The organism is Acidaminococcus sp. HCP3S3_H5 (assembly GCF_052122235.1).
GTDB lineage: Bacteria > Bacillota > Negativicutes > Acidaminococcales > Acidaminococcaceae > Acidaminococcus.
The window spans coordinates 77,542-96,078 of record NZ_JBQKCS010000004.1 but is presented as its reverse complement, the minus strand read 5'-3'; the positions used below and the strand labels follow the sequence as shown (position 1 = coordinate 96,078).

The following is an 18,537-nucleotide window of genomic DNA, read 5'->3' as shown; positions in this document are numbered from 1 at the left end:
GAGTGATTTTAATGGAATTGAAGAAGGCAGCCATGGCTGGCACTGTTGAGTCTTCCGATGCCCAGATCACGGTAGAACCCGGGACCAACGGCATTGAGCTCACCATTGAAAGCAGCGTCATCCATCAGTATGGACGGCAGATCAAGGCTGTTGTCCTGGATACCCTGAAGAAACTGGACGTAACCAATGCAAAGGTTTCTGTTGTGGACAAGGGCGCTCTGGACTGCACTTTAAAAGCACGCGTGGAAGGCGCAGTGTTCCGTTCTGTCAACGAGGATCCTGATACGCCGAATCCCTGGGAGGTGCTGTAAGATGGTTATCAATACGAATCCGAACTTCAAGCGTCTGAGAAGATCCATGATGTTCCTGAACGCTCAAAAACCGAGCCTGGTCAAAGACCCGTATGTATACAAACCCGATTCCATTATGCTGGACCTGGAAGATGCCGTTGCAGAAAACCAGAAGGATGCTGCCCGGTACTCCCTGTTCCATGCCCTGAAAGAAATCGATTATCATGGCTGTGAAAGAGTGGTCCGGATCAACGGTCTGGAAACTCCTCACTGGAAAGAAGATATCCGTGTTTCCGTTGCCGGCGGCTGCGACGCCATCCGTCTGGCCAAGACTGAATCCGGCAAGGACATCAAGACTGTGGAAGAACACATCCTGGCCGCTGAAAAGGAATTCCACCGTCCCATCGGCAGCACCCTGATCATGGCTGCCATCGAATCCACCAAAGGGATGCTGAACCTGTATGACATCTGCACCTCTTCCGACCGTCTGTTCGGGATTGCTCTGTCCGGCGGGGACTACACCCGTGACCTGCAGACCAGCATTTCCAAGAGCGGTGTGGAACTGATGGGCGCCCGTCAGCAGATGGTAATCACCGCCCGTGCCACCGGCCGTATGTGCTTCGATACGGTGTACACCGACCTGGACGACATGGAAGGCTTCCGCAAGGATGTGGAAATGATCAAACAAATGGGCTTCGATGGGAAATCCATCATCAACCCCCGTCAGATCCCTGTCTGCCATGACGTGTTCACCCCGACTGAAAAACAGATCCGCTGGGCGGAAGCTGTGGTACGGGAAATCGATACCAAGAAAGCCATGGGTATCGGTGTATTCCAGCTGAACGGCAAGATGCTGGATATCGCCTTCTATGACGGCGCCAAGAGAACCATTTCCATGGCCAAGGCTGCCGGTGTGTACAAGGGGGATTTATAAGATGAAGAACGCAGTAGGTAGAGAGATTCCTGAAGAAATCCTGAAGCTGACCGGGAAAGACGCTTTTGCCGGCAGCTATGCCAAACATCAGAAAGTATACCAGGCCGCAACCCACAAAGTTGCCCCTGTGATTGACCCCAACTACAGCAAAGTAGTGGATTCCATTGAAGAAGTCCTGAAGAAATGCGGCATCAAAGACGGCATGACCCTGGGCTTCCACCATCATTTCCGTGAAGGGGACTATGTGGTGAACATGGTTATGGAAGCTGTCCACAAAATGGGCATCAAAGACCTGACCATCTGCGCCACCTCTCTGGGCAAGGCTCAGAACGCCATCGTTCCCATGATCGAAGACGGCACCATCACCAACATCCAGGCTTCCGGCGTACGGGGCAAGATCGGTGAAGCCATCTCCAACGGCAAACTGAAAGGCCTGGCCATCATGCGCAGCCACGGCGGCCGTGTCCGTGCCATCGAATCCGGCGAAACCCACATCGACATTTCCTTCATCGGTGCTCCCAGCGCTGATGACATGGGGAACTGCCGTGCAGTAGGCAGCCAGAACGGCGCTGACTGCGGCGTGCTGGGCTATGCTGCCGTAGACGCCCAGTATGCGGACAAAGTGGTTGTGGTTACCGATACCCTGGTACCCTTCCCCAACGTGCCTGCTTCCATCGACATGACCAACGTGGACTATGTGGTCAAAGTGGACGCCATCGGCGACCCCACCAAGATTGCCACCGGTGCTGCCAAACCCACCACCGACCAGAGAAAGCTCCTGATGGCCAAGTATGCCGCTGACTTCATGGTGCACACTCCCTGGTACAAAGACGGGTTCATCTACCAGACCGGCGTAGGCGGTGCTTCCATTGCCTCCACCAAATTCCTGGCAGAACATCTGCGGAAAGACAACATCCACATCGGGGTTGCCATGGGCGGTATTGCCCAGGCCATCTGCGAACTCCAGCATGAAGGCCTGATCGACAAGATTGCCGACACCCAGGATTTTGACATGGCTTCCATCGAAGACATCAAAACCAACCCCAACCATTACGAAATCACCACCTCCCAGTATGCCGATCCCTTCAACAAGGGCGCTTATGTGAACAAGCTGGATTATGTAATCCTGGGCGCACTTGAAGTGGATACCCACTTCAACGTCAACGTTGTGGTAGGTTCTGACGGCGTGATCACCGGGGCTCAGGGCGGCCATCCGGATACCGCTGCCGGTGCCAAATGCACCATCGTCATCGCTCCGCTGCTCCAGGGCCGTATCCCGGCTATCTGCACCGAATGCACCACGGTCACCACTCCTGGTGAAACCGTTGACGTGGTTGTCACCGACTACGGCATTGCCATCAACCCCCGCCGTCAGGATATCATCGATGCTGTAAAAGACACCGATCTGCCCATCTGCACCATCGAAGAACTGCGGGATACCGCATACAAGATGGTAGGCACTCCTGACCCTGTACAGTTCGGCGACCGGATCGTGGGCATCATCGAAGCCCGTGACGGTTCCGTTATGGACGTAGTCCGTCAGGTTAAGAAAGCGGAATTCTAATTCCATAAGTGAAAAAGCCATCCTTTCGGGGATGGCTTTTTTTTATTCTCCGATCCCTCACCCCCTTTTTTAAAATATTCTTAAATTATCTCTATTTATGTTCAAATGAAACAATTTCGCTTTTCTTCTGAAACCCGCATACAGCCTAGGGTTGCACCGTTTCTATAAGTATATGCTTATGGGATTTATTCCGATTTTTATATTCGTTTTCAATATGTTCATATGTTACTATGTATGAGTGTTATGCACTATTTTCCGGTTCCCGGACTTGCCCGTCCAGGGAACACCCCATTTTATTTCCAAAGGAGGAAATTGCACTATGTTTTTGGGCGTTGTTGGTTTCTTGATGGTTGTCATCATTGTGGCAGCTCTGATCCGTGGTAAATCCAACCCGGTTCCTCTGTTCGTGATGGTTCCCGTCATCGCTGCTCTGATCTGCGGGTTCACTCCTGTACAGATCTTCGATTTCGTAAAGGCCGGTGTTTCCAAGACCTGGTCCACCGCAGTACTGTTCATCTTCTCCATCGTTTACTTCTCCATGATGGGTGATATGGGCCTGTTCGATCCTATGGTAAACTGGCTGGTGAAAAAAGCCGGTTCCAACATCGTAATGGTTACCATTGCCACCGCCTGCATCGCCGTTATCTCCCACCTGGACGGCGCTCTGGCTTCCACCCTGCTGATCACCATCCCCGCCATGCTGCCGATCTACAAGAAACTGCACATGCGTCCTGTGGTGCTGGTGTGCATCATCGGTGCGGCCATGTCCATCATGAACCTGCTGCCCTGGGGCGGTCCTGTAGCCCGTACCGGCGTAGTGCTGAATGCTGACGTAAACGCTCTGTGGCAGCAGCTGCTGCCCCTGCAGGGCGTTGGTCTGATCATCCTGCTGGTATTCGCCGCTTACATGGGCGTTATGGAAAAACGCCGTGGAGCTGGTCTGAACCCTACCGGCAAAGCCGCTCAGCTGTCTGACGACGACGAAGACAAATCCGCTGACGATGATCTGTCCGCTGAAGATGCTGAATTCATGCGCCGTCCCAAGATGATCTGGTTCAACGGGATCCTGACCCTGTTCGTCATCGGCCTGCTGTGCTTCACCAAGATTCCTCTGTACGGTGCTTTCATGTTCGGTCTGGCTGTGGCCCTGGTTGCCAACTTCCATTCCGCCAAAGACCAGGCTCGTGCCATTAAGATGCACGCTGCCACCGCTCTGACCATGCCCATGATCCTGCTGGCTTCCGGCGTATTCCTGGGTGTGCTGTCCAAGACCGGTATGATGAAGGCTATGGCTCAGATGCTGATTGCCATCGTTCCTACCGCTCTGGGGCCCCATCTGCAGGATGTATTCGGGTTCTTCGCCGTGCCTATCGGCATGATGCTGGGTACCGACTCTTACTTCTTCGGCCTGCTGCCTCTGGCCATCGGTGTTGGTCAGCAGTTCGGCGTTGATCCTCACAACATGGCTATGGCCATGCTGATCGGGAAGAACTACGGCGTTATGGTTACTCCTCACGCTGCCACCACCTTCCTGGCCTGCGGCCTGGCTGGCATCTCCATCAAAGAACTGCTCACCTTCTGCGCACCGCGCCTGTGGGTCCTGTCCTGGATCTCCCTGGCCTGCGGCCTGATGCTGGGTCTGTTCCATCTGTAAGATTCATAAAAAAAGCCACCCCTTCGGGGGTGGTTTTTTTGTTACTGGTCCGCGTTTTCCCAAGAAGTTTTTATTGCTGTGAAAGTCTGAAAATTATATCCATTCCCCGAGCCCCGCATGGCACCTTGTTTCTGGCCTGTTTTATAAGAATTTTCTTATATATCGCATATTCATGTTTATATTAGTTTTCAGAAAGTTCATATGTTACCATGGTGGCGTAAGGAAAAGGATTCATCTTTCATCCGCTCCCGGATGCCTGCCCGCTCCGGAGGCAAAAATCCATTCAAAGGAGGAAATGCATTATGTTCTTGGGCATTGTTGGTTTCCTGATGGTTGTGATTATCGTGGCCGCTCTGATCCGCGGTAAATCCAACCCGGTACCTCTGTTTGTGATGGTACCTGTGATTGCGGCTCTCATCTGCGGGTTCTCCCCTGCGGAAATCTTTGGCTTTGTAAAAGCCGGGGTGAGCAAGACCTGGTCTACGGCTGTACTGTTCATCTTCTCCATCGTTTACTTCTCCATGATGGGTGATATGGGTCTGTTTGATCCCATGGTGAACTGGCTGGTGAAAAAAGCCGGTTCCAACATTGTGATGGTTACGGTGGCCACCGCCTGCATCGCTGTTATTTCCCACCTGGACGGCGCTCTGGCTTCCACCCTACTGATCACCATCCCCGCCATGCTCCCCATCTACAAAAAGCTCCACATGCGTCCTGTGGTGCTGGTGTGCATCATCGGCGCGGCCATGTCCATCATGAACCTGCTGCCCTGGGGCGGTCCTGTAGCCCGTACCGGCGTGGTGCTGAATGCTGACGTAAACGCTCTGTGGCAGGAACTGCTGCCCCTGCAGGGCGTTGGTCTGATCATCCTGCTGGTATTCGCCGCTTACATGGGGGTTATGGAAAAACGCCGTGGAGCTGGTCTGAATCCTACCGGCAAAGCGGCTCAGCTGTCTGACGACGACGAAGACAAATCCGCTGACGATGACCTGTCCGCTGAAGATGCTGAATTCATGCGCCGTCCCAAGATGATCTGGTTCAACGGCATCCTGACCCTGTTCGTTATCGGCCTCTTGTGCTTCACCAAGATTCCTCTGTACGGTGCTTTCATGTTCGGTCTGGCCGTGGCCCTGGTTGCCAACTTCCATTCCGCCAAAGACCAGGCTCGTGCCATTAAGATGCACGCTGCCACCGCTCTGACCATGCCCATGATCCTCTTGGCATCCGGTGTGTTCCTGGGGGTTCTCTCCAAGACCGGCATGATGAAGGCTATGGCCCAGATGCTGATTGCCATTGTTCCCGCAGCTCTGGGGCCCCATCTGCAGGATGTGTTCGGATTCTTCGCCGTACCCATCGGCATGATGCTGGGTACCGACTCCTACTTCTTCGGCCTGCTGCCTCTGGCCATCGGCGTTGGCCAGCAGTTCGGCGTTGATCCTCACAACATGGCTATGGCCATGCTGATCGGGAAGAACTACGGCGTTATGGTTACTCCTCACGCTGCCACCACCTTCCTGGCCTGCGGCCTGGCTGGCATCTCCATCAAAGAACTGCTCACCTTCTGTGCTCCCCGCCTGTGGGTTCTGTCCTGGATCTCCCTGGCCTGCGGCCTGATGCTGGGTCTGTTCCATCTGTAAGATTCATACAAAAAAGCCACCCCTTCGGGGGTGGTTTTTTTGTCAGCTGTCTGTTGACAGAATGGGCCCGCCTCAGCGGGCCCATTCCTTTACCATCTTCCTCAGCCGCTCTGCCAGTTTCTCTGTCAGCTGGCCTTTTTCCAGCTTCCACTGCCAGTTCCCGGTGGGGGTGCCCGGGGTGTTCATCCGGTATTTTCCCGGAAGGGCCAGCAGGTCCTGGGCAGGGACGATGGTCCAGCGGGCGTTCCGGCTGTACAGATACCGGATCAGGGGCTCCACCAGTTCTGCAGCCCGCTTCCGGTCCGGCACTCCGGCTTCCCGGGGCATTACCATGGCCCAGATTTTCTGGAAGTCATCCTCCTCCAGGTCTTCCTGGAGCCACCCCACCAGGGTGTTGTTGTCATGGGTTCCGGTATAGGCCAGGCACCCGGGTTCCGTGGCAAAATCCCTGATTCCGTCCTCACGGGTCCGGCTGTGGAACTGGAGGATCCGCATTCCCGGCAACCCCAGTTTTTCCCGGAGCTCTGTCACATCCCGGGTGATGATCCCCAGGTCTTCCGCCACAAAGCCCAGGTCCGGCACGGCCTGCTCCACGGCTTCAAAAAGAGCCGCTCCCGGCCCCGGGATCCACCGGCCTTCCCGGGCATCCTGCGCACCGGCTTTCACCCCCCAAACCGCTGCAAACCCCCGGAAATGGTCGATCCGGACCCAGTCTGCCTCTGTGGCCAGCACCTGGAACCGTTCCTGCCACCAGCGCCAGTTTTCCTTTTCCATAGCCTGCCAGTTGTACAAAGGGTTCCCCCACACCTGGCCCGTCCGGCTGAAATAATCCGGGGGTACTCCGGCCACTTCCGTGGGATATCCGTCCCCGTCCAGCTGGAACAGTTCCCGGTGAGCCCACACATCAGCACTGTCTGGTGCCACAAAGAGAGGCATATCCCCCAGGAGGGTGATGCCCCGGTCCCGGGCGGCCCGGCGGATCTGCTGCCAGGCTTTCCAGAACACGAACTGCCCTCCGGCGGCCCTGGTCATCTGGTCTGCCAGCTCCCGGCGGGCTTTCTCCAGGGCCTCCGGCTCCCGGTTTTTCAGTTCTTCCGGCCAGGTCTGCCAAGACTGCCCGGGAAACCTGCCCTGGAGAGCCCGGAACAGGGCATAATCCTCTAGCCAGTACCGGTTCTTCCGGCAGTATACGGCAAATTCCGGGTCCTCTTTCCGAGGCAGCGGGAAGGCCCCGGCAAACAGAGCTTCCTGACCTCCGAAAGCAGACTGGGACAAATAGGGAGAATCTCCCAGCCCTGGCGGATTGAGGGGCAGGATCTGCCAGATCTTCTGGCCGGCAGCCTGGAGGAAATCCAGGAACCGAAGAGCAGAAGCCAGGATCTCCCGGCCGTTTTCCCCGGGCAGGGAAGTGGGATGGAGGAGCACCCCGGCTCCCCGTTCCACCGGCCTGCCAGGGGCCTTCTCCGGGGCTTTTTCCCGGCACCGGTACACTACAGCGCTCCAGGGCGGCAGTTCCAGTACAAAGGAACCTCCCGTAACCAGCACCGGTTTTCTTTCCGTCTGCGTTGCTTCCAGCCAGTCCCCCAGGTTCCATACCGGTTCCAGTTCTCCGTACGCCAGGCCTTCCGTATCCACTTCCGCCTGGAGAGGCTGGTCTCCCCGGTTCAGGGCGATTACAAAGACTCCGTTTTCACCCGGCTGGCCGAACACGTCCCGGCCCCCTTCCAGGAACCTTCCATACACATACCCGTCTCCCTGGGCCCGGAAGGTCTGGAACCGTCCGGTGGACAGGGCAGTATGAGACCGGCGGAGCTGGATCAGGCTCCGACAGCAGCCTTCCAGCTGTTTGTCCTCCTTCCCCCAGGGGAAGGGCTTCCGGTTCTCCGGGTCCCTGCCCCCGGTGAGCCCGGCTTCATCTCCGTAATACACTGCCGGAGCCCCGGGAAGGGTCATCTGCCAGGCCCGGAGGAGTCCGTTGAGCGCCCGGGCCTTTTTCGGTTCATACCGGGCTTCCAACAGATTCCGGAGCCGCTCCACATCATGGCTCCCCAAAAGATTCAGCATGGCATACAGGTTCTCCCGGGGATAGTTCTCCACCTGCTGCCAGTACCGGCGGTCCGCTCCCTGGGCGTCCGTTTTCCCCAGGGCAAAATCCAGCATCAGGTTCCGGAGCACATAGTTCATCACGCTGTCCAGTTTCCCCCCGGACAGGTACTGGCGCTGGATTCCGTAGCTTTCCTTGTTGGAGGCGTCTTCCCACACTTCCCCGATAAGGGCCGCCTCCGGCTCCTTTGCCTTCAGTTCCTGGTAGAAACAGGTAAGGAACCCGTCGGGCAGTTCGTCGGCCACATCCAGCCGCCAGCCGCTGATCCCGGCATTCAGCCAGTGATGGAGCACGCTGTCTTTGTCCCGGATGATGAAATCCAGGTAGGAAGGCTCCGTTTCCGTCACTTCCGGCAGGGACCGGTCCCCCCACCAGCAGCCATAGTCTTCCGGATATTCCCGGAAATGGTACCACTTGTAATAGGGAGAAGCGGATCCCTGCCAGGCGCCCAGGCCCTTATAGGTCCCGGCCCGGTTGAAGTACCGGCTGTCGGCCCCGGTGTGGCTGAACACCCCGTCCAGGAGGATCCGCATCCCATGGTGCCGTGCTTCCCGGCACAGGATCCGGAAGGTTTCTTCAGAACCCAGGAAGGGATCGATGGCCTTGTAGTCCCCAGTATCGTACCGGTGGTTGCTCCGGGCCTGGAAAATGGGGTTCAGGTACAGACAGTTCACGCCCAGTTTTTCCAGATAGGGAAGCTTTTCCAGGATTCCCTCCAAGGTGCCTCCGTAGAAGTCGTAGTAGGCCACCTGGCCCTCTTTGTCCTTTACATAGCAGGGATTCCCTTCCCAGGCGCTGTGGATCAGGGCTCCCGGCTTTCCCTGGAACCGGTCCGCCGGCACCTTTCCCCGGCAGAACCGGTCCGGAAAAATCTGGTACACCACCGCCTGTTTCAGCCAGGCCGGCGTCACCGAGTCCCGGTCGTAGACGGTGATCTGGAAGGAAGGGGGCTCCCGGTCCCACAGCTGGCCCATTCCTCCCTGTTGGGCCTCATTGTTGCCGTACCAGCAGGTTTCCTCTCCCTGTCGGATCAGAAAATAATACCACACCAGGCAGCCCCGTTCCGGCACGGTGAAGGTGATTCCGTACCGGCGGGACCTGACTTCCGGTTCCTCCCCCGGCTGCCGGGCTTCCGCCCTCTCCGGGGCTTCTTGTTCTTTCTCTGTGCAGTCCATGGGCAGGAGGATTTCCCGTTCCTGTTCCCAGAGACGCAGAAAGACAGCCTCCGTCCCCCGTCCCTGCACCACAAGATGCAGGGTTACGGCAGTCCCTCCCGGAACCGCTCCGAAGGGGAAACGGCAGGCTGTCTGATGAGAATCATGATAGGCTGTAATTTCCACGATAATCGTCCTTTTCTGCTCCAGCCGGATTCCCGGAGTCCCTTACCGGAACTCCGGTTTTTTCCGGACGGCTTTCCGGACCGGCGTCTTCCGGGCCGTCTTCTTGTGGGCGGCGGTTTTCCGGAGGGCCCGTTTCCGGGTGCCGGCAGCTTTGGTCCGCAGTCCTTCCCCCGGTGCCTCTTCCGGCAGTTTTACCGCCACATCTCCCAGGGTCAGCTTCACAGCCGGGGCCAGGGCTTCCTCCGGTCCGGCGATCTTTTCATACAGAGCCTTGTAGGCCCGGGCGGACTTGTCCCAGCTGTTGTCACTGTGCATGGCATTGAGCACCAGCTTTTCCCACACCGTGTCCTCCTCATAGTCGCTGAGCCCCCGTTTGATGGTAAACAGCAGCTCATGGGCGTTGAAGTGGGCAAAGGACAGGCCGTTCCCTTCCCCGGAGAACTTTTCGAAGTTCTGGACCGAATCCCGCAGGCCTCCGGTGGCATGGACCACAGGAATGGTGCCGTATTTCATGGAGATCATCTGGCTCAGGCCGCAGGCTTCGTACCGGGAGGGCATCAGGAAGAAATCCGCCCCGGCATACACCCGATGGGCCAGATCCTCGCTGAACAGGATGTTCACGGACACCTTGTCCGGATACCGGGAGGCCAGGTCCGTAAGGGCCTGTTCATAAGCCTTGTCCCCGGTGCCCACGATGACCAGCTGGATGTCCTCCTGGAGCAGTTCGTCCATGATGCAGGTCAGAAGATCCAGCCCCTTGGCTTCCACCAGACGGGAGATCATGGCAAACACCGGCACCCGCCGGCTCACCGGCAGTCCCAGTTCCTTCTGGAGGGCTTCCTTGTCCAGGGGCTTCCGGATGAACACGTCTTTGTCCGTATAGCCATAGGGGATCCGAGGATCCTCCGCCGGGTCATAGGCCTTTTCATCCATGCCGTTGAGGATCCCGGTAATCTTCCCCTGGCACAGCCGCACATAGCCGTCCAGTCCTTCCCCGAAATAGGGATACCGGATCTCTTCCGCATAGGAGGGACTTACGGTGGTCACAGCATCCGCATATTCCATCCCGGCCTTCAGGTAGTTGACGCAGCCGCCGTTTTCGATTTTTCCGCTGTCAAACAGGCTCCGGGACAGCCCCAGCACATCCTCCACGATTTCCGGCCCGTAGATGCCCTGGTATTTCATGTTGTGGATGGTGAACAGGCTTTTGATGCCCTGGTAGAAGGGATCCTTCTGGAAGTCCTCCTTCAGGTACACTCCCATAAGCCCTGTATGCCAGTCGTTGCTGTGGATGATATCCGGCCGGAACCCGATATGGGGCAGCATGGCCAGCACCGCCCGGCAGAAATAGGCGAACCGTTCCCCGTCGTCGAAGAACCCGTACAGGCCCTCCCGTTTGAAATAATATTCGTTGTCGATGAAGAACACCGGCACCCCGTCTTCCAGGGTGATCTTTTCCACCCCTACGTACTGCCGGCGCCAGGCCAGATCCACGGTTCCCTGCCACACCTGTTCCATCCGACCACCGTATTTTTCCGCCACCTGGGCATATTTGGGGATCACCAGGGCTGTTTCCACCCCTTCCCGGCGGAGTTTGGCCGGCAGGGCCCCCATTACATCCGCCAGGCCCCCGGTTTTGATGAAGGGCACGGCTTCTGAAGCTGCCAATAACACTTTCATGGGAATCACCTTCTTCTTTCTTTACCCGGGAGATTGACTTTCTTGGTTCCGTCCCCTTCGGTTTTCCTGATTTTTTTCAAATAAAGCACACCCAGAGGCGGCAGGGTCAGCACCAGGGACTGTTCCCGGCCGTGGAAAGGCACCTTTTCCGTTTCCACCAGCACCCGGCCGTCCTCCCGGAGCGTCCCGCACCGGACTCCGCTGCCGCCGAACCCTTCGGCGTCACTGTTGAACACTTCTTCCCAGGTCCCCGGCTCCGGGGCCCCGATCCGATACTCCCGGCGTACCACCGGGGTGAAATTGCACACCACAACGGTTTCCGCATCCGGATCCTGTCCCTTCCGGACAAAGGCAATGACGCTGTTGTCCCGGTCGTCGCAGCTGATCCACTCAAAGCCGGTCCAGTCGTAATCCACCTGCCAGAATTCCGGGTGGTCCAGGTAGAAATGGTTCAGTGCCCGGCTGTAAGCCTGCAGTTCCTGATGCTTGGGATAATCCAGCAGCAGCCAGTCCAGCTGCTCCGCATACCGCCATTCGATGAATTGGCCGAATTCCCCGCCCATGAACAGCAGCTTCTTCCCGGGATGGCTCATCCAATACCCGTAAAAGGCCCGGAGCCCGGCAAATTTCTGCCAGTAGTCCCCTGGCATCCGGTCGATGAGAGATTTTTTCCCATGGACCACTTCGTCGTGGGACAGGGGCAGGATGAAGTTTTCCGAAAAAGCATAGTACAGGGAAAAGGTAATCAGGTCCTGGCACCCTTTCCGGTACAGGGGATCCGTGCTCATGTACTGGAGCATGTCGTTCATCCAGCCCATGTTCCATTTGTAGTTGAAGCCCAGGCCTCCCTGATCCGCCGGCCGGGACACCAGAGGCCAGGTGGTGGATTCTTCCGCCACCATAAGGGCCTGGGGCTTTTCCCGGAACACCGCCGTGTTCAGCTGCCGGAGGAATTCCACTGCTTCCAGGTTCTCCCTTCCCCCGTATTTGTTGGCCTGCCACTGGCCGTCCTTTTTCCCGTAGTCCAGGTACAGCATGCTGGCCACCGCGTCGATCCGGAGACCGTCGAAATGGTATTCCTCCAGCCAGAACAGGGCACTGGATATGAGGAAGCTCCGTACTTCCGGCCGGCCGTAGTCGAAGTTCATGGTGTCCCAGTCCTTGTTTTCCGCCAGCAGGGGATTCCCCGATTCGTATAAAGGCTCCCCGTCAAAGAACCGGAGCCCATGGGCATCCCGGCAGAAATGGCCAGGGACCCAGTCCAGGATCACCCCGATGCCGTTCCGGTGGAACTGGTCCACCAGATACATGAGATCTTCCGGCTTCCCATACCGGCTGGTGGGAGCGAAATACCCGGTGGCCTGGTACCCCCAGGACCCGTCAAAGGGATATTCACACAGGGGCATGAATTCCACATGGGTATAGCCCATGTCCTTCACATAGGGCACCAGGGCATCCGCCAGTTCCCGGTAGCTCAGGAAGCTGCCGTCTTCATGACGCCGCCAGCTGCCGGCGTGGACTTCGTAGATGTTCATGGGCCCATGGTAGGAATCGTATTTTGCCCGGCTCTTCTGCCAGGCTCCGTCCCGCCACCGGTAGTTCAGGGAAGCCACCACCGAAGCGGTGTCCGGCCGCAGCTGGGCCCGGAATCCATAGGGATCCGCCTTCAGGATGGTTTCCCCGGAAGCGGTGATGATGGCATATTTATACAGGGTCCCTTCCGGCAGATCGGGAACAAAGGTTTTCCAGATTTCCCCGTCTTCTGCCCGTTCCATAGGGTTGGCTTCCGGATCCCAGTGATTGAAATCCCCCACCACACTGACCTTTTGGGCATGGGGAGCCCAGAGGGAAAAACGGACACAGGGTTTCCTGCGCCATACGGTCCGGTGGGCTCCCAGGAGACGGCAGCTGTTTCCGTTGGTCCCGTTGTGGAACAGGTACATACTGTATGAATCAATGGCACTCAGACGCATAAGGGCTCCTTTCCATGGTTCAGACCCGTACGGGCTTCACCTTCCAGATGTCCCGGGCATACTGGGACACGGTCCGGTCGCTGGAGAAATGGCCGGACTGGGCAATGTTCACCGCCGAAGCCCGGAGCCATCCCGGCCGGTCCTGATACCGGCGGAGGATTTCCTGATGGGCTTTCCGATAGGCATCGAAATCCTTCAGGACGAAGTATTCATCGTTCCGCCGGAGCAGGTCTTCATACAGCTGGCTGAACAGGGGATTGGCCTGGAAGATTTCCAGTACCCGGCGGATTTCCTCATCCTGCCGGTACAGTTCCCAGGAGGAATAGCCCCCCTCCCGGTAGAACTTCTGGACTTCTTCTGCCCGGAGGCCGAAGATCACGCAGTTGGCGTCCCCCACCAGCCGGCGGATTTCCACATTGGCTCCATCCAGGGTCCCCAGGGTAATGGCCCCGTTCATCATGAACTTCATGTTGCCGGTTCCGGAAGCTTCCTTGCTGGCGGTGGAAATCTGCTCGCTTACATCCGCCGCCGGGAACAGCCGCTGGCCCAGGGACACATTGTAGTTTTCCAGGAACAGCACCTTCAGTTTTTCCCGCACCCGGGGCTCTCGGTCGATGAGCTGGGAAACAGTATGGATCAGCTTGATCACCACCTTGGCCTCCCCGTAGGAAGCTGCCGCCTTGCCGCCAAAAATAAAGGTCTGGGGCAGAGGCACCGCTTCCGGGTCCTCCAGCAGACGGAGATACAGGGAATACACATGGAGGATGTTCAGCAGCTGCCGCTTGTACATGTGAAACCGCTTGATCTGGATGTCAAAGACGGAATGGGGATCGAGGGTGATCCCTTTGGTCTCCTGGACCCACCGTGCCAGGGCATCCTTACGGTCCTGCTTCACCTGTTCCAGTTTTTCCTGGAAGACAGGGTCGTCCCGGTAGGCCATCAGGTCCTTGAGTTTTTTCGGGTGCCGGATCCACTCCGTGCCGATGGTGTCAGAAATAAGAGAAGCCAGGGGTGGATTGGATTCCAGCAGCCACCGGCGGTGGGTCACCCCGTTGGTCTTGTTGTTGAACCGGTCCGGGAACACCTCATAGAAGGGGTGCAGAGTGCTTTCCTTCAGGATTTTCGTGTGGAGCTCTGCCACCCCGTTGACACTGTGGCTGCCCACCACTGCCAGATTGGCCATGCGCACCTGGCCGCCCCAGAGGATGGCCACCTGTTCCGCCTTGTCTTCCCGTCCCGGAAATTTCTTCCGGTAGGCGGCCAGCCACCGGCGGTTCAGTTCTTCCACAATGAGATACACCCGGGGCAGCAGGCTCTGGAACAGGGGAATGGACCACCGTTCCAGGGCCTCCGGCATAATGGTGTGGTTGGTGTAGGATATGCTGGATACCGTAAGGTTCCAGGCTTCCTCCCACCCCAATCCCTCTTCGTCCAGAAGGATCCGCATCAGTTCCGGGATTAAAAGGGCAGGATGGGTGTCGTTGATGTGAAGGGCCACATGCCGGGGGAATTCCCGGATGTCCCGGTGGAGCCCCCGGTAGTGGCGGACAATGCTCTGAAGCCCGGCGGATACGAAGAAATATTCCTGCATCAGCCGCAGCTTCCGGCCTTCTTCCGTGGAATCATCCGGATACAGGAACCGGGAGATCTGCTGGGTGGTGTCCTGGTACTGGAGGATCTTCCGAAAGTCCCCGCCCTGGCTGGGGCTCAGGATCCCGTCCGGGGCATATTCCGCCTGCCACAGCCGGAGGGTGTTCACCGTATGGTTCCGGTACCCGGGCACCGGCACGTCATAGGGGATGGCCAGCACCGAGCTGTATCCCTCATGGACGCATTCCAGCCCCCCCTTGCCGTCCGGGCGCATGTAGCAGTTCCCCCCGAACCGGACATGGACCGCCTTGTCCGACCGTTTGGTTTCCCATGGGAACCCGTCCTGGAGCCAGGTATCCGGCAGTTCCACCTGCTGACCGTCCACAATATGCTGTTCAAAAAGACCGTACTGGTACCGGATGCTGCACCCGTGGCCCGGCAGCTGGAGCGCTGCCATGGAATCGATGAAGCAGGCCGCCAGACGGCCCAGGCCTCCGTTCCCCAGCCCCGGATCCGCCTCCTGGGGCAGGATGGCATCCAGATCGAACCCCAGTTCCCGGAGTCCTTCCCGGGCCAGGTCCTCCATGCCGCAGTTCATCAGGTTGGCATCCAGCAGCCGGCCCAGCAGGAACTCGATGCTGAAATAATACACCTGCTTGGCCTGCCGGGAATCGTACCGCTGTTCCGTAGCCAGCCAGTCATCATAGATCAGGTCCTTCACCAGATTGGCCAGCACCAGGTACACCTTTTTGGGACTCAGGGCTTCCGGTTCCTCATTGAACAGGACCTTGGCCTTCTGGGTGAAGAGACTGACAAATTGTTTTGGATTTTTCCAGGTTTTCGTAATGACCCCGCCTTCCTTTTCCGCAGCCGGACAGGTCAGAGGATATCATACTGGATCACGCACAGGGGCGCATCCGGCTTTCCGTTGAGAAACGCTTCCGGCTGGACTTCCTGGTTCTTGTCGCAGATTACCCGGTCCACCCGGGCTTCTTCGCCGATCACCGTGTTCTGCATGATGATGGAATTCTTCACCACCGCATTCCGTCCCACCCGCACCCGGCGGAACAGGATGGAGTTTTCCACGGTGCCTTCGATGACACATCCGTCCCCCACCAGGGAGTTGGTGACTTTGGCATCCGCCATGTATTTGGCCGGAGCCTCATCCTTCACCTTGGTGTAGATTTTCCGGTCCGGCCGGTACACGGCCTTCCAGTTGTCCAGGTTCAGCATGTCCATATTGGCTTCGTAATAGCTTTTAAGAGAATGGATCCGTTTGGCATAACCCCGGTATTCATAGCCGTAGATCCCGGGATGGGACGCGTTCCGGGCCATCACGTCCATAAGATACTGGTTGGGATCCTGGGCAAAGGCCCTGCGGACCATGGCCACGAACAGGCCTCCGTCCAGGAGCATGCTCCCCAGGTAGATTTTGTCCCCCTTCTTCAGGGTTTCTGATTTCACCAGTTTGGTCACATGGCCGCTTTCGTTGACGGATACCACATATCCGTCCCCTTCACAGTCCGCTTCCAGGGTCTTGTACACCAATGTCACATCCGCATTCCGGTTCCGGTGATAGTGGAGCAGCTGGTTGTAGTCGATGTTGTGGACCACATCGCAGCCGGAAAGGAGCAGGTAGTGGTTCCGTTCCCGTTCCACGAACCTCAGATTCTTGTAATAAGTCCGGATGTCCCCGGTCTGAGGATTGGTCACTTCCCGGGCCTCGTCCACCGGCAGGTAGAACAGACCGTGCTGTTTCCGGGCCAGGCTCCAGTCCTTACCGGACCGGACATGGTCCAGTACGGAACGGCTGTGGAAGGGCAGCAGCAGCCCCACCGTGTCCACCCCGGCGTTGACCATGGTGGACAGGGCAAAATCGATGAGCCGGTATTTCCCGGCAAAAGGTTCAGAAGCCATGGGCCGTTTCCTGCTCAGTTCCGCCATGTAATTGGGCCCCTGAAGATTGATGAGCCCGATGATGTTGTTATCCATTGACCACCGCTCCTTTCCCGTCCTTCTTTCTGCTGGGGCCTGCCGGCTGGACCTGTGCTTCCAGTCCTTCGCTGCCGGTGACCACATGGTCGTTGCCGAACACTTTGATGCTGCCGGCGGCGCCCCGGATCACTGCGCCAGCCCGTACCCGGCACCGTTCACCCAGGATGGCATGGTCCACCACCGCGCCTTTTTCCACCACCGTACCGGGCATCAGCACCGAATCGGTGACCGTGGCCCCTTCTTCCACCGTTACATTGTAGAAAATCACGGAATGGAACACGTTCCCCAGGATTACCGCCCCTTCCCCGGTGAGAGAACTGATCACCGAGGCATTGGGTCCCACATAGTGGGCGGGCAGGGACTGGTTCCCGGAATAGATCCGCCAGTCGGGGTCGTTGAGGCTGATGGGCGGGTTGTCGGACAACAGGTCCATATTGGCCTGCCACAGGCTTTCAAAAGTCCCCACATCCTTCCAGTACCCTTCGAAAGGATAGGCGAAGGTGGGCACTTTGTCTTCCAGCAGCCGGGGGATGATGTTCTTCCCGAAATCATGGTCCGAATCCTCCCGGGCCGCATCTTCCATCAGGTACTGTTTCAGCACATCCTTGTCGAAAATGTAGATGCCCATGGACGCCAGGTTGCTTTTGGGCTGGGCGGGTTTTTCCTCGAATTCCCGGATGCTCATATCCTCATTGGCGTTCATGATCCCGAACCGGGACGCTTCGGAAAGGGGTACCCGGAAGGTGCTGACGGTGACCTTGGCCCGGTGCTTTTTGTGGAAAGCCAGCATGGTGCTGTAATCCATGGAATAGATATGGTCCCCGGACAGGATCAGTACATACTGGGGATCGATCATGTCCAGGAAATTCAGGTTCTGGTAGATGGCATCCGCCGTGCCCTGGTACCAGTTGGAGGAGTCCTTGTCGTTCATGTAGGGAGGCAGCACAAAGGTGCCCCCGCTGTCCCCGCTGTCCAGGTCCCAGCTGCTTCCGTTGCCGATGTACCAGTTCAGTTCCAGAGGCTGGTACTGGGTCAGGATCCCCACGGTACCGATCCCGGAATTCCGGCAGTTGCTGAGGGTAAAGTCAATGATCCGGTATTTGGCGCCGAAAAGCACCGCCGGTTTGGCCACGTTTTTGGTCAGGACTCCCAGACGGCTGCCCTTGCCGCCGGCCAGGATCATAGCCAGACATTCTATTTTCCTCAAAATCATCGCCTCCTGTAAAGATAGGTGCTGCATGTTTTTCGTATACAACTGTCTGCAAGCTGGTAAGAACAGGAAAATATACCCCTGCAGTCGCTGTCTCTTTGTCTATTTTACCATATTTATGAAAAAAAGGGGCTGTTGCATAAGCAACAGCCCCTTTTTTGAGGTCTTGAGTCGTGAGGCTCGGACCAATGGATAGAACCTGTCCTTTGGCCAGATTCATTTGAAGAAAAACGCAGCCAGTAGGCTGCTAACCCACCACCATTGCGCAAGCGCAACGGTCCCCCGCCCTTTTCAAGGGCGGATACTATTACGCAGGCTGCTCTCCCGTGTCACAAAAGCATTGGGCCGAAGGCCCAAGCGTATATCCGCCCTTTTCAAGGGCGGATACTATCACGCAGGCTGCTCTCTCGTGCCACAAAAGCATTGGGCTGAAAGCCCCAGCGTATATCCACCCTTTTCAAGGGCGGATACTATCACGCAGGCTGCTCTCTCGTGTCACGAAAGCATTGGGCCGAAGGCCCAAGCGTATATCCGCCCTTTTCAAGGGCGGATACTATCACGCAGGC

The 18,537-nt window shown here is 57.4% G+C and carries 11 protein-coding genes; 5 read left to right on the top strand and 6 right to left on the bottom strand.

Annotated features, from left to right (window positions below; genetic code table 11):
• Positions 1–11 precede the first annotated feature (11 nt).
• The 5 genes from citD (at position 12) to ACTQY5_RS06110 (ending at position 6,079) form a co-directional block, all read left to right on the top strand.
• Positions 12–311: a citrate lyase acyl carrier protein gene (gene citD / locus ACTQY5_RS06130; protein ID WP_022486944.1), complete on the top strand. Its 300-nt coding sequence runs from the start codon at positions 12–14 to the stop codon at positions 309–311.
• Between the two features lies 1 nt (position 312).
• Positions 313–1,224: an aldolase/citrate lyase family protein gene (locus ACTQY5_RS06125; protein WP_022486945.1), complete on the top strand. Its 912-nt coding sequence runs from the start codon at positions 313–315 to the stop codon at positions 1,222–1,224.
• Position 1,225: 1 nt separating this feature from the next.
• A complete protein-coding gene (citF, locus tag ACTQY5_RS06120; RefSeq protein WP_022486946.1) occupies positions 1,226–2,788 on the top strand; it encodes a citrate lyase subunit alpha in 1,563 nt (520 codons plus the stop codon).
• A gap of 319 nt (positions 2,789–3,107) precedes the next feature.
• On the top strand, positions 3,108–4,442 hold the full coding sequence (locus ACTQY5_RS06115) for a CitMHS family transporter (protein ID WP_308664311.1): 1,335 nt from the start codon (positions 3,108–3,110) through the stop codon (positions 4,440–4,442).
• 302 nt (positions 4,443–4,744) lie between these two features.
• Entirely contained in the window at positions 4,745–6,079 is a 1,335-nt protein-coding gene (locus ACTQY5_RS06110) for a CitMHS family transporter (protein WP_441368954.1), read from the top strand.
• Positions 6,080–6,151: 72 nt separating this feature from the next.
• Here ACTQY5_RS06110 and malQ read toward each other — a convergent pair whose 3' ends face one another.
• From malQ to ACTQY5_RS06080, 6 genes are all read right to left on the bottom strand, one after another.
• The gene (malQ, locus tag ACTQY5_RS06105) at positions 6,152–9,523 is read right to left on the bottom strand and encodes a 4-alpha-glucanotransferase (protein ID WP_441368953.1); all 3,372 of its coding nucleotides are present in this window, start codon (positions 9,521–9,523) and stop codon (positions 6,152–6,154) included.
• Positions 9,524–9,565: 42 nt separating this feature from the next.
• Complete coding sequence (gene glgA / locus ACTQY5_RS06100) at positions 9,566–11,203, bottom strand: glycogen synthase GlgA (RefSeq protein WP_441368952.1); 1,638 nt, start codon at positions 11,201–11,203, stop codon at positions 9,566–9,568.
• 5 nt (positions 11,204–11,208) lie between these two features.
• Entirely contained in the window at positions 11,209–13,176 is a 1,968-nt protein-coding gene (gene glgB, locus ACTQY5_RS06095) for a 1,4-alpha-glucan branching protein GlgB (protein ID WP_441368951.1), read from the bottom strand.
• A gap of 19 nt (positions 13,177–13,195) precedes the next feature.
• Positions 13,196–15,550: a glycogen/starch/alpha-glucan phosphorylase gene (locus ACTQY5_RS06090; protein WP_370834560.1), complete on the bottom strand. Its 2,355-nt coding sequence runs from the start codon at positions 15,548–15,550 to the stop codon at positions 13,196–13,198.
• 95 nt (positions 15,551–15,645) lie between these two features.
• Positions 15,646–16,758, bottom strand: a complete 1,113-nt coding sequence (gene glgD / locus ACTQY5_RS06085; RefSeq protein ID WP_441368950.1) for a glucose-1-phosphate adenylyltransferase subunit GlgD — start codon at positions 16,756–16,758, stop codon at positions 15,646–15,648.
• Entirely contained in the window at positions 16,751–17,968 is a 1,218-nt protein-coding gene (locus tag ACTQY5_RS06080) for a glucose-1-phosphate adenylyltransferase (RefSeq protein WP_022486967.1), read from the bottom strand. The genes glgD and ACTQY5_RS06080 overlap by 8 nt, the downstream gene beginning before the upstream one ends.
• Positions 17,969–18,537 lie beyond the last annotated feature (569 nt).

Coding starts and splice junctions, on each gene's coding strand:
- citD (WP_022486944.1), top strand. CDS start 12: ATGGAATTGAAGAAGGCAGCCATGGCTGGCACTGTTGAGTCTTCCGAT.
- ACTQY5_RS06125 (WP_022486945.1), top strand. CDS start 313: ATGGTTATCAATACGAATCCGAACTTCAAGCGTCTGAGAAGATCCATG.
- citF (WP_022486946.1), top strand. CDS start 1,226: ATGAAGAACGCAGTAGGTAGAGAGATTCCTGAAGAAATCCTGAAGCTG.
- ACTQY5_RS06115 (WP_308664311.1), top strand. CDS start 3,108: ATGTTTTTGGGCGTTGTTGGTTTCTTGATGGTTGTCATCATTGTGGCA.
- ACTQY5_RS06110 (WP_441368954.1), top strand. CDS start 4,745: ATGTTCTTGGGCATTGTTGGTTTCCTGATGGTTGTGATTATCGTGGCC.
- glgA (WP_441368952.1), bottom strand. CDS start 11,203: ATGAAAGTGTTATTGGCAGCTTCAGAAGCCGTGCCCTTCATCAAAACC.
- glgB (WP_441368951.1), bottom strand. CDS start 13,176: ATGCGTCTGAGTGCCATTGATTCATACAGTATGTACCTGTTCCACAAC.
- glgD (WP_441368950.1), bottom strand. CDS start 16,758: ATGGATAACAACATCATCGGGCTCATCAATCTTCAGGGGCCCAATTAC.